This window comes from Flavobacterium sp. LAR06 (assembly GCF_041946075.1).
Lineage (GTDB): Bacteria > Bacteroidota > Bacteroidia > Flavobacteriales > Flavobacteriaceae > Flavobacterium.
The window spans coordinates 80,882-94,574 of sequence record NZ_JAUTYT010000016.1; the positions used below are offsets into that span (position 1 = coordinate 80,882).

At 35.8% G+C, this 13,693-nt stretch carries 7 protein-coding genes; 4 read left to right on the forward strand and 3 right to left on the reverse strand.

The genetic code is table 11. From position 1 onward, the window contains the following. The first annotated feature begins 7 nt into the window (after positions 1 to 7). Positions 8 to 1,540 carry a RagB/SusD family nutrient uptake outer membrane protein gene (locus Q7C23_RS20215; RefSeq protein ID WP_375034194.1) on the forward strand — a complete coding sequence of 511 codons (1,533 nt, stop codon included), beginning with the start codon at positions 8 to 10 and terminating at the stop codon, positions 1,538 to 1,540. Between the two features lie 397 nt (positions 1,541 to 1,937). Further along, positions 1,938 to 4,277: a glycoside hydrolase N-terminal domain-containing protein gene (locus Q7C23_RS20220; protein ID WP_375034195.1), complete on the forward strand. Its 2,340-nt coding sequence runs from the start codon at positions 1,938 to 1,940 to the stop codon at positions 4,275 to 4,277. A gap of 239 nt (positions 4,278 to 4,516) precedes the next feature. Here Q7C23_RS20220 and Q7C23_RS20225 read toward each other — a convergent pair whose 3' ends face one another. From Q7C23_RS20225 to Q7C23_RS20235, 3 genes are all read right to left on the reverse strand, one after another. Then, positions 4,517 to 7,828, reverse strand: coding sequence for a DUF5107 domain-containing protein (locus Q7C23_RS20225; RefSeq protein WP_375034196.1), 3,312 nt, complete (start codon positions 7,826 to 7,828; stop codon positions 4,517 to 4,519). Between the two features lie 18 nt (positions 7,829 to 7,846). Continuing rightward, positions 7,847 to 9,256: a sugar porter family MFS transporter gene (locus tag Q7C23_RS20230; RefSeq protein ID WP_375034197.1), complete on the reverse strand. Its 1,410-nt coding sequence runs from the start codon at positions 9,254 to 9,256 to the stop codon at positions 7,847 to 7,849. Positions 9,257 to 9,384: 128 nt separating this feature from the next. After that, positions 9,385 to 10,293, reverse strand: coding sequence for an AraC family transcriptional regulator (locus tag Q7C23_RS20235; protein WP_375034198.1), 909 nt, complete (start codon positions 10,291 to 10,293; stop codon positions 9,385 to 9,387). A 136-nt stretch (positions 10,294 to 10,429) separates the two neighbouring features. Between Q7C23_RS20235 and Q7C23_RS20240 the strand changes: the two genes are divergently transcribed. Beyond that, entirely contained in the window at positions 10,430 to 11,455 is a 1,026-nt protein-coding gene (locus Q7C23_RS20240; protein WP_375034199.1) for an aldose epimerase family protein, read from the forward strand. 24 nt (positions 11,456 to 11,479) lie between these two features. Then, the gene (locus Q7C23_RS20245; protein ID WP_375034200.1) at positions 11,480 to 13,408 is read left to right on the forward strand and encodes a glycoside hydrolase family 97 catalytic domain-containing protein; all 1,929 of its coding nucleotides are present in this window, start codon (positions 11,480 to 11,482) and stop codon (positions 13,406 to 13,408) included. The last annotated feature ends 285 nt before the right edge of the window (positions 13,409 to 13,693 follow it).

The window sequence follows — 13,693 nt, forward strand, 5'->3', positions numbered from 1 at the left end:
TATTTTTATGAAAGCAAAAATTATAGCCTTTATGGCCCTGGCAATATTATCAGCCTCCTGTTCTTCAGATTTTTTAGATGAAGAGCCTAAAAGTTCACTTACTGCTGCTCAGGCATATGGCAGTTTAGGCAAAATAGAGCCTGTTCTTTTAGGAGCTATAACAAATTGGAGAAATATGCAAAAAGACCGTGCAGGGCTTTATACTTCTCTCGGTACAGATGAAGCACAACAAGGGGCTTTGCAGGTAACCGGAGATGCAAACCAGGCAGGACTTGATCTATACAATGGTTTTCTAAGCCAGGAGAATCAGGCAATTGGGCAATTGTGGAATGACAGATGGCCAGTAATTGAAGTGGCAGCACAATCCATTAGAGCATTAGGGACCAATAGCGAAGAAGATAGTGCAAAACGTGATCTTTTAATGGGCGAAGCTAGTTTTTTAAGAGCAACATTAATGTTTGAGCTAACACAATATTGGGGAGAAATACCTATTAATGACAAAGCAAAATCGGCAGAATTTGGTTTAAAACGCCAGCCTCTGGATTTAGTTTATTCTTATATAGTTGCCGATTTAGAAAGAGCAATTCAAAAACTTCCTGTAACACAGAGCAATCCTTCATTTCCTGCAAAAGGTGTGGCTCAGGCACTTTTGGGAAAAGTATATTTATATGCTCCCGAAGCGTCAGGATACCGTGATTATACTAAAGCAAAACAGTGGTTTGCAGAAGTTATTAATTCTGGGAAGTATAGTTTACTTTCTAATTACGCAGATGTTTTTAGTTCAGATCATGCTAATTCTCAAGAATCCTTATATGAATGGCAGTATAATAATAACTGGCCTGATAATAACCAGATACAATGGCAAACAGGTTCAAGAGTTTTGGCAAATATAGACCAATATGCTTATTTTGGCGGTTATGATCTTATACTTCCTACTCAGTATTGTTATAAAGATAAAACTGATGGAGGATTATGGGAAGCAGGTGATGTACGTAAAGAGGCGAGTATTCGTTATGATTTTACTTATAAGGGTGTTAAACCAACACTTCCTGCTGGTTTTGGTGGTGATGAACTGGATCCACACATTAAAAAATACGAAGATATTCGAGTAGACGGAAGACAATCGTTCTGGAATTCAGGCAAAAATAAAGCATATATCAGATACTCGGATGTATTACTTAACTACGCAGAATGTTTAAATGAATTAGGAAACACGACAGAAGCTGAAGGATATGTTAATCAGGTTCGTACAAGAGCTTTTGGAGGAACATTACCTGAAGCAATGAAATGGAGCGGACTTTCTCAATCTCAGTTTAGAGAGCAAATTCTTGACGAACGTATGCGTGAATTAGCTTTTGAAGGCTGGAGAAGAATGGATCTTATTCGTACAGGAAAATTGGTGGAATTAGTAAGTACTCGTAACAAATGGGCAAAACAAAACGGTACAATTGCAGCATTTCATAACCGTTATCCTATTCCTATCGGAGAGATCAAGCTTAATGATGATATTAGCGATGCTGATCAGAATCCGGGTTATTAATATCCTTAAAATACTTTTAATCTAGTTTTTTATTTTTTTGGTTTGTGATTTGGTTTAATCACAGTTTTGTTTTGAAATGCCATTTTGGATTTAGGTAATAACAGTACTAAGTAAGTTTTCTGTTAGAAAAGACTTATTCCAAAGTGGCATTCTCATTGGAGTTCATATTCAGGTATTAAATGATAAGTCAGGAACTTAAATTTTACCGGCAATGAGCGTGATAATTACTTTACTAAAAGGAGAAAGTAAAGAAATTGTAATTGAATTCGACGAAGCAGCCTTGAAAACTGGAGAAAAGCCAGTTGTAAAAGCTGTTTCTTATGATAGATAAAAAAGGTATTTTCGATTTAAACCCGACAGGTTTAATAACCGATCTAAGAGACTAAAAAAACACAATATGAATATCAAGAAATATAAAGCATTACTTTTTGTACTGTTGCCTTTTTTAGGCTATTCTCAAACTAATCCGTTAGAATTATGGTACACAAAACCGGCATCACAATGGGAGGAAACATTGCCATTAGGGAACGGACGTTTAGGAATTATGCCTGATGGAGGAGTAACAACTGAAAAATTGGTCCTGAATGACATCACATTATGGAGCGGATCACCACAAGATGCCAACAATTATAAAGCCTATACTTTTTTACCTCAGATTAGAGAATTGCTATTAGCAAATAAAAACAGTGACGCCGAAAAACTGATCAATGAGAATTTTGTGTGTACAGGTCCGGGTTCCGGAAGCGGGGATGGAGCAAATGTACAATTTGGGTGCTATCAGGTTTTAGGCAATATGACGTTGAAATTTGATTATAAAACTAAATCGCAACCTGTAAATTATTCCAGAAATCTTGATCTTCAAACGGCAGTTGCATCAACGAAATTTAGCATTGACGAGGTAACATATAAACGGGAGTATTTTGCTGGTTTTGGCGATGATGTGGCTTTTATAAGATTGACTTCAAATAAAAAAGGAAAGCTGAATTTTACGGTTCAACTGGATCGTCCGGAGCATTTTAAAACTGTAAATGGTAGTGATAATTCTCTTATAATGTCGGGTCAGTTAAACAATGGAACCGACGGAAAAGGAATGCGTTACGAAGCAAAAGTAAAAGTGCAAATAAAAGACGGTGACGCAGTATACAGTAACAATGCAATTGAAATCAAAAATGCGAGTGAAGTAGTATTGTTTATTGCTGCCGGAACAGATTTTAAAGATAAAAACTTCGAAGCTTCAGTAGATAAGATTTTAGATGCAGCGATGCAAAAGAAATATCAGGATCAGAAGAAATTGCATATTGAAAATTACCAAAAGTTATTTAATCGTGTGGATTTGAATTTTGGAAAAGTTTCAAAAAAAACATTGCCTACAAACGAGCGTTTAGATGCTTTTATGAAAGATTCTGATGCAGATACAGGACTTCCGGTTTTGTTTTACCAATACGGGCGTTATTTAAGTATCAGTAGTACAAGAATAGGTTTATTACCACCAAACTTGCAAGGATTGTGGGCACATCAGGTTCAAACACCCTGGAATGGGGATTATCATCTTGATGTGAATGTGCAAATGAATCACTGGGCATTAGAAACCGGAAATTTATCAGAATTAAATCTGCCTCTCAAAGATTTGGTTAAAGAAATGGTTCCTTACGGAGAAAAAACTGCAAAAGCCTATTATAATGCTGAGGGCTGGGTAGCACATGTAATTACCAATGTTTGGGGATTTACAGAACCGGGTGAAAGCGCTTCATGGGGAATTGCAAAAGCTGGATCTGGCTGGTTGTGCAACAATTTGTGGAATCATTATTTATATACAAACGATGAAAAATATCTCAAAGAAATTTATCCGATTATAAAAGGTGCAGCTCAGTTTTATAATAGCATGTTGCTGAAAGACCCGGAAACGGGCTGGTTAGTAACATCGCCGTCAGTATCGCCTGAAAATTCGTTTTTCTTGCCAAATGGTCAGGAAGCTCACGTTTGTATGGGACCAACAATCGATAATCAGATTGTTCGTGAATTATTTAACAATGTAATTGCAGCATCGCAAAAGTTAGGAATAGATGCAGATTTGAGCAATAGTCTGGAGAAAAGATTAAAATTATTATCTCCTGCAGGAGTTGTTTCGCCTGACGGGAGAATTCAGGAATGGTTAAAACCATACAAAGAACCAGATGCGCAACATCGTCACATATCTCATTTATACGGCTTATATCCAGCCTCTTTAATTACACCTGAAAGCACACCAAATCTTGCAGAAGCAGCTAAGAAAACACTTGAAGTACGAGGCGATGATGGTCCAAGTTGGTCTATAGCGTACAAAATGTTGTTTTGGTCTCGTTTAAAAGAAGGAAACCGGGCTTATAAATTATTGAAAACAATATTAAGACCAACACTTGCAACCAATATAAATTATGGAGCAGGAGGAGGAGTTTATCCCAATTTACTTTCTGCAGGGCCACCATTTCAAATTGATGGAAACTTTGGCGCAGCTGCCGGAATTGGTGAAATGTTAATTCAAAGTCATGCTGGATTTATAGAATTATTGCCTGCAATGCCAGATGCCTGGTTAAATGAAGGTGAAGTAAAAGGACTTAAAGCCGAAGGGAATTTTACCATAAACATGAAATGGGAAAAAGGTAAAATCACGAAGTATGATATATTATCTGCAACACCTACAAAAGTAAAGGTTAAGGTTAATGGCGAATTAAAAGAAATTACTTCTTCTAACTTATAGTTTATAGATGTCTCGGGTAAAAAAAATATATCCAAAGCGCAAAACTAAATGGTAAAAGCGATTTTAAAACTTTTATTCATCAGGCAGATATGAGACTGGTGGAACTTTAGAATTTATCATGGGACCAAAATCTAATAAGAAATGGGGAACGAAATTGGAAGACAGACCGGGTAATTAAAAACAAAGACCCGACAGATTTTAGCCTGTCGGGTCTCCTACTAAACCACTAACCATTATTTTTAAATCAAAACCGATTCTTCATTTTTCAACAAAGACAGGTGAATCGTAACTCCTGAATGACTCTTTTCTTCTGATAAAACACTTTCAAAAACGTCTTCAGCTTCAGTTTTTTTATCCAAGCCAAAAAGCCCTAATCCCTGCATATACAAACAGTGAATTTTGTTGCGTTTGTCTAAGTCATCTTCCCAAATCATAAGATCCGGAAGTGATACTGCAAAATAGTCGATCGTAACATGATCGTTTAGATGTTTTTGTGCGTAAGCGACCAGCTTTTCAAAACGTTTATCAGCCTCAGATTGTTGGTTTAACTTTAAAAATGCCAAACCTTGATAGAAAATTTTATCCGGTTGCTGATCATTATAAAAAATGGCAGCCGTTGGTTCGTCGAGTCCCTGAGTTGCTTTATTCCACCAATTTATGGCTTCTTCTAATTTGTTTTTTTTCTCAAAAGCTACGCCAAGCCAATAATGAATATCATTTTCTTGTGCACCAGGCAATTTTCCTTCACCTAAATTATCAGGATACGTTTGCGCCTGCTCCAAAAACGCAATGGCAATATCATAATTACCTGCAGTAATTTGTTGTTTGGCAATTTCAGTTAAAGCAACCAGATATTGACCGCTCACTTTTCCTTCACCGCCTTCCCATGGATGGAAAATACGATTTTTTAATAGCGTGAGCGCTTTATCATGCTTTCCTAAAAGGTTATATAAAGTAACGCGTTCCAGATAAACATCGTCTCTTTGAATTACCAATTCCAAATGTTTCTCTAAGAAAGCAAGTCTAAATACTAAATCCCTGTTCAGGCGCTTGTACAATTGATCTAATTCCATTAGAATTCTCGAATCTGTCACGTCCAGTGAAAATGCTTTTTCTAAACTGGAAAGCGCCTTTTGTTCGTTGTTTAATTTATTGTAATACGCAAGAGCCAGGTTACGATGTACTGTCGGAAAACTATCATCCAGTGCCACAGATTGTTCCCAGCAAGAAATCGCATCATCATAGAACTTTGAAGCATACCAGAAATTACCCAGATAGTATAGCGCTTTTGCATCGTTTCTTTGCTTCTGAATCACGTTTGTAAGTACTAATGCGGCTTCAACCTGATTAGGAAAACAATACTCCGGTTTTGCCTGAGATGCCATTTTGAAGCATTTTTCGGCTTGACCGAAATCATTTAACTTCTCATAAAAGGAGCCTGCATAATACCACGCAATCGGGTAGGTTGCTTCGTCTTTAAGACCTTCGGATAATAAACTTATGGCTTCGTTATTTAACCCAGCTGCTGCATAATCTAAGGCATATTCTATATAAGTGTGAATATTGTTTCTAATCAATGAATTGAAATACTCCAGTTCTTTATTGTCATTGCTCAACAGATATTTCTCGTAAAGCAATCCAAAATTGAAACAGTCATTTTCTAGATAAGTATTGGCAAATTGAAATGCTTTTTCTTGTTGACCTAATTTTCTAAGAAAAGCCACTTGCAAGTGCAGCGCTTTATGATCTTCAGTGTTTTTAGAAATGGCTTTTTTAATGTGTGCCAGTGCCAGTTCATAATCACCATTTAAAGCGTCAAGCTGTGCTACATAAAAATAGCCCTGATTTTGCCAGGCCGCATTCCATGTTGATTTGTACAAAGCATCATAAGCTTCCTGATTCTTGTTCTGGTATTTAAGGCATAATCCAAGATTAAAATAAGCTTCACCTTCATACGGATTTGGGTTTCTTTGCGTCAATGTTTTGATGGCCGCTCTAAAATAAGGCTCAGCTTCGGTAAATTTCGCTCTTCGCATCAACCATAATCCCATAGCGTTATTCGAACGAATGTCACCGGAATCACGTTTAATAGCTTCTTCGTAATACGGAATCGGACTGTAAGTCGCGTGTCTGTATTGCTCTAAATGCTGAGCTGTTAAGAATAATTGTTCGTTACTCTCAATATCTTCCGGAGCAAGTGCAGGTTTTGCAGCTTCTGGAATTTCATCTTCATTTTGTCCTTCATAGATCCAGTCAACCAAAACTTTAGCATCAGCATCTGTTACAGAAATCGATAATCCTTCCAACGACGCATTACCAAAATCAATAGTTTCTTCGAATGAATTGTATGGCGAAGCATCATATTGTTTTTGAAATATAACGGTATCATTGTTTTTTAAAGTAACCGTGCTTTTAGGATAAACTCCAGTTGTATAAGCTTTGATCACTAATTTGTTATCAATACTCTCTAAATTAACCATTGCATTTTTAGTTGCATTTTTTACGATACCTAAATCGCGATAGGGCATAAAATACTGAGTAAAATTCTTTTGTTCACCCGGCATTATCCAGGAAAAATCGGGTTGATTATCCGTATAAACACCACACATTAATTCAATATATGGGCCATCTTCATCGGTTAAATTACGATCCCATGCTCGACCAAAATCGCCATGTCCCCAGGTCCATTGTTTTTTTCCCGGAGAAACATGATGATTGGCTACGTGAAGCAATCCGCCTTTTGAGTCATTTTCATATCCGCCTACAAAATTATATTTAGATGCAATGGCCATATAAGATGTTGGAACCGGAATATTTTTATAACGTGAAATATCAGTACCTGGCGAATAATCTACTTTATAATACGTTCCTTTTGCAATTGGAAAAGACGAAACATCACGTTTGCCATGATCAAAAACAGCATTTACATCTGGAGGAAATACCGACTGGTAATCGTCATTTACTTTCACAGCAGGATTCGCCCACCACAAGAATGTTTGAGGAAAAGAAGTTCTGTTGTACAATTGTGCTTTAATTTCCAAATAAGCTTTGTCAGGATAGAGTCTGAAACCTGCCATACCTTTGGTCCTGAACATACGCTCCACTTCGCTGCACCAAACCGTTGCGCTTCCATCTTCGTGTTCTTCAATTGTGAAATCAACTGGATCAAAAGTGGTTGGCCTGTGGTGTTGTGGCCAGTTAAACTCGATTCCACCAGAAATCCATGGTCCTGTAAGTCCTACTAAGGCAGGTTTTACAACCTGATTGTAATATACAAAATGGCGCTGTTTCGTTTTATCATAAGCCATATGAACTCGTCCGCCAAGTTCTGGTAAGATCATTATTTTAACAAATTCATTTTCAAGATAAACGGCCTGATATTCTTTGTCTGTTTTTTCGTCTGCTATTTTTTCAATAACCGGGTAAGGGTATACAGATCCGTTACTTCCCTGATATACTCTTTTTTCAATAAATACGGGATTTTTTTCAGGTTTGCCCACCTCATAGGTTGGTAGGATTATTTTTTCCTTCCAAACATTTACTTTTTGCATGATGTAATGAAATTTAGATTATTGAATATTCTTTGATTTTTTATCAGAAACCATCAGTTCTTCAATCTCTTCAAGACTTTTGTTTTTGGTTTCAGGAAGTTTTTTAAATACAAAAACAAATCCTAAGGCACAGATAATGCCGTACAGCCAGAAAGTTCCTGATGTGCCCAGATATTCGTTAAATATTGGAAAGGTTTGTACTAAAAGTGCGGAGGCAATCCAGAGTGCAAATGTGGCCACAGACATCGCAACACCTCTGATTCTGTTAGGGAAAATTTCAGATAAAATTACCCAAGTAATAGGAGCAAGGGACATTGCATAAATAGCAATCGCAAGCAATACAAGTAATAATAATGGAAAACCAGTAACATTGGTATAATAAAAATATCCCAATAAAGCATAAATTACAGCAAGTGCACCCGAACCAAAAAGCATTAGTTTTTTACGCCCAAGTTTATCTACAGTTCCCATAGCAACCAGAGTAAAAACAAGATTAATGCTACCTGTAATTACGATATTCATGAATAAATCATTGATACTGTAACCCGCTGAAACAAAGATTTCCTGAGCATAGTTAAAAATGATATTGATACCGCACCATTGTTGGAAAGCAGCCAAAACAATCCCGATAATTAATATCGGAAGAGCTTTTTTGTCCAGTAGCATTTTGAAATCTGTTTTCTCGGTTTCGTGTGTAAAAGTCTCTTTTATTTTTACAATTGCTTCTTTGGCGTAGGCCAAACCACCAATTTTGGTCAATGTATCTTCAGCAGTAGTATGATTTCCTTTTTTAGCCAAATACCTCGGGCTTTCCGGAATTAAAAACATTAGAATAAAGAATAGAACTGCAGGGAAAAATCCCGCCCAAAACATCCATCTCCAACCCGTTTGTCCGTTCCATGAAGCCAGAATTTCGGCATGAGAATAACCAGCCGGAATAACTTCGGTAATCAGCATGTTGGTAATTTGTGCGGCAAGAATACCAATCACTACAGTAAGTTGGTTGATTGAAACAAAAAGTCCGCGGGTTTCCTGTGGGGCGATTTCGGCAATATATAAGGGAGAAATTGTTGACGCAATTCCAATTCCGATTCCGCCAATAATTCTCCAAATAATAAAGGTGGTAAAGGTTTCTGAAGCTCCCGTTCCAATCGCTGATACGGAGAATAATACTGCCGCAGCAATTAACATAGGACGCCTTCCGTACGTGTCTGCCAGTTTCCCCGCGACGGCTGCACCGACAACACAGCCGACAAGAGCACTACTCATAGCCCAGCCTTGTAAAGCCGGAGAATCAGAAATACCAAAATAAATCTCATAAAATGGTTTTGCCCCACCAATTACAACCCAGTCGTAACCAAAGAGTAAACCACCCAATGCTGCAACAAGACTAATTGATAGTAAAAAGGTATAATTATAATTTTTCATAAAAAGGTTTTAATAGCTTTTGTAAAATTAGCAGAATAGGAACCTTCGAATTATGGATATTTTTTTTGAATAGATGGATTATAATCTGATTTTATGATGCGCTGTGTTAAAATACGAAATCAATTGCGTTACTGCTTATATTCTGTACGGTATTGTATAGGTGAAGTACTCATTATTTTTTTAAACAAACGAGAGAAATACAACGGGTCATTAAAGCCCAATGTAAAACTTATTTCCTTTATACTCATAGAAGTGAAGCTTAGATACTGACAGGCTTTTTGCATTTTTAAATAGTTGAAATAATGTATCGGAGAATACCCTGTCTGCTTCTTAAACAAGGTGAAGAAGTGAGATGATGAATAATTGAAATGAGCAGCAACATCATTGATCTTTAAAGATATATCCAGATGCTTTTTCATATAGTCAATCGCGGACTCAATAGTATTATCCTCTGAAAATTTCTTACTTTTTTTGATAAAAAATCGCTCATATAAAAAAGCATTCAACAATTGCCATAAAGAGAGATTCGCATATTCAAGATTACTGGCACTGTAACCGTCTTCCATAACATCGAGTATATTTTCAAAAAGTTCGATGCGTCTTTCTTCGAGTGATAATTGCGGGGCTGCATCAGGATGTTCGGTTATGAATTTGTCATAAAAATTGGGTGCTTGCGGCCCCGTAAAATGAATCCAGTAAATACTCCAGGGGTTTTGCTTCAAAGCATAATAATCATGTGCCACTTCCGGGGGTATTATATAAAAGGTATTAGCTTTCAGTGTTATGGTTTTGTTTTCTTTGCTAATAATGCCTTCACCTTTATAACAATAAATAAGAATATACTGCTTACTTCCGTGTTTGCGTTTCATCGAATGATGAGTTGCATTAGGGAAAACACCAATATCAGTAAAATACAAGCTTGATATAAGTGCATTTTTTTTGATGCTCGAAAGTATGTTTTTAGGAATCACAATCATGCGTTGCCCTAAAAAACCTTCTTTGACTTTTGTTTTTTCTTTTTGTGATGAATTCTTCATTTTTTAGAATCTATTTTTCAAATATCGTAATTTAATCCATGTTTATGGAAAAAATGTCCATTTTGATAAAAAGAATCAAGGGTATATTTGAAATACTATTATACAGATAGTGTTTTTGTCATTTTTATAAAACAATATGAACACCTCAAATACTATTACATATGAACCATTTGGTTCTTATAAAGGAGAAGAAATTTTTAAATTTAGAATAAAAAATGTTCATGGAAACTACATTGAACTGCTTAATTATGGAGCCATAGTAAAATCCATAATGGTACCGGACAAAAACGGAAATAAAGAAAATGTAATACTTGGATTCCAAACTTTAGAAGGCTATCTAAAGGATGCATCTTATATTGGAGCAACGGTTGGACGTTTCGCCAACAGAATCAATAATGCGGAATTTTCAATCGGAAGTAAAACATATCATTTGGATAAAAATGATGGTAAAAATAATAACCATAGTGGTTCAGCAGGATTTAACAATAAAGTATTTGATTTTATTGTAAACGAAGATTCGGTAGTTTTTACTTTAGAAAGTAAAAATGGAGAAGGAGGTTTTCCAGGAAATTTAAGCATAAAAGTCATTTATAAATGGACAGATAAAAACGAACTTAAAATTGAATTTTGGGCTGTAGTCGATGAACCATCTCCTTTAAATTTTACCAATCATTCCTATTTTAATTTATCCGCTTGTGCAGAAACAATAGACAACCACAAATTGAATATTCAGGCGGCTAAAATTCTTGAAAGTACTCCGGAGTATATTCCGACAGGAAAAATTATTCCGGCAGATAAATACTTGTTTTTTAATTATAAACTAAAAGATGTAATGCAGCATAACGGACTGAATATCTATTATGTTTTTGATAGAAGTTCTTCCAACGAAAATGCTGTCTGCGAATTGTTCGAAGAAAAATCGGGAAGATTAATGCGTGTTTACACCTCATATCCTGGCGTACAATTGTATACTGGCGATTATTTAAAAAGCCCAATAATTGGGGAGCATTATAGATTTTATGAACCTTTTGACGGACTTTGTTTAGAATGCCAATATTATCCGGATAGCCCTAATCATGCAAATTTTCCCAATACAATATTCGAGGCAGGACAAGTTTATAATGAAACCATTACGTATGCTTTTGACACTATACTCTACTAAAAACTAATCTCTAAAATTTTATAAATGAAAAAAATGTTTAATAATCGATTTTTATGTTTGTTTATACCTGCACTATTTTTTGTTCAGGGGAGTTGTAAAGCACAAAATGAAAGACTTGATCTGAAATCTAAGAATAATCTAAATAAAATTACATTGTCCTTAACCGAAGCAGGAAAGCTGTCGTATAAAGTTACCCGTAAGGAGAAAACGATTATTTTAGATTCTCCGCTTGGCCTGACTTTTGAAAATAATGATTTTACATCTGGTTTATCAGTTGTAAAAGTTTCGCCTATCGAAGAAAAACGTGAAAAATATGAACTTAAAGTTGCCAATAATAAAGTTGTCAACCATGTTTTTGAAAGTAAAAGCATAACATTTAAGAATCAAAAAGGTGCTTTAATGACAATTGATTTAATTGCCGGAGAAGAAGGTGTAGCTTTTAGATATAAGTTTGCTGAAAAGGAAAACCAAACAAAGGTTCTTAAAAATGAAATTACAGGATTTCATATTGAGCAAGATGCGAAAGGTTGGCTTCAGCCCTATAATAAGGCGGGAGATTATACGCCTGGTTATGAAGATTTTTATATTAATGTAAAGTCAGGAGACCCCATAAGTGGTGCACGAAATGAATCAGTTGGCTGGTGTATGCCTGCACTTTTTAATGTAAATAATGCTAAAAGTTGGGTTTTAATTGCAGAATCAGGAACGGATGGATCATTTTCCGGATGTCATTTACAACCGGATTCTAAAGAGGGAATATATAGCATAGCATTTGCTAAAAAAGATGAAAAATTTACCCTGCCTTTGCCCGATAAAGAGGCTTATCCTGAATCAAATTTACCGTGGACAATGCCGTGGAGAGTGATCATGATTGGCGATAAAGCAGGTGATATATTATTATCGACTTTAATTACTGATTTGGCTCCGGCCTCTAAAATTGAAGATACTTCATGGATTGTGCCAGGAAAGGCTGCCTGGTCATGGTGGTCACATCCTGATGATTTTACACCTGAAATGTATAATAAATTCACTGATGTTTCGGCTTCATTTGGTTTTAGATATACGCTTTTTGATGCAGGTTGGGAGAAAGCCAATAAAGAAGGAAAAATTATTGATTATGCCTTAGCTAAAGGAGTTAAGCCATTAGTTTGGGGATACTCGGCAGAATATTTTGAAGCGGAAAAAAGGAAAAAGAGGTTTAAAGAGCTGGCTGAAATGGGTGTAAAAGGTGTTAAGATAGATTTTTGGTGCTCAGACCGACAAGAGGTTATGGGAGCCCTTCAGGGAGTTTTTGAAGATGCTGCCAAAGAGCACTTGCTGGTAAACCTGCACGGCACAACAGCACCAAGAGGCTGGCATAGAACATGGCCAAATTTTGTAACGGCAGAAGCTGTTTTAGGAACTGAAAGTTATTTTTATGAACCAAGATTCCCTGAAAAAGCAGCAGAACAAAATACCGTATTACCATTTACCAGAAATGTTGCGGGACCTACTGATTATACTCCATTTGCGCTGACTTTTAGAAAATATAAGCGTTTAAATACAGCAGTTCATGAGTTGGCGATGGCTATGATATATACATCTGGCGTTATTCATTTTGCTGATTCAGAGGAGGTTTTTAATTCGCTTCCTAATGAACTTAAAGATTTATTAAAAGAGATGCCTGCAACCTGGGATAAAACAGAATATATAATTGCAGATCCAGGGAAATCAATAGTTTTATTTCGCCAAAAAGACAATCTTTCTTATATTGTTGGAATAAATGGAACCAATTCAGCATTACCCGTTTCAATCGATCTTAAAAAGTATGGTAAGGGTTTTTCAAAATTCAGGATTATCTCCGAAGGTAAAGACGCATTAATGGAATTTAAGGTAGAATCTAATCAGATAGCTTCAAAATGGCATTATGATATAGCGTCTAAAGGAGGATTTATTATTCAGTTTATAAAGTAATTAAGGATTTCTTGAAAAGTGCAGTTTTTTCTGCTTTGCGAAAAAGTTGTAAAAACATTTTAAATAAAAGCCTTTAAGCACTTATGTTTAAAGGCTTTTTTATTGAACCACATTTTATAATTCATTTTTTAAGATTAAGCGGAATTTTATTCTGCAGTTTGTAAGCGTAAAGATGTTATACTACACCGCAAAACCTAATAAACTAATCTTACCCTTTTGATAAGTAAACATGTATTGATTAAATATATGACACCAAATTTGTACACATTAAATAAAAGTTTAATT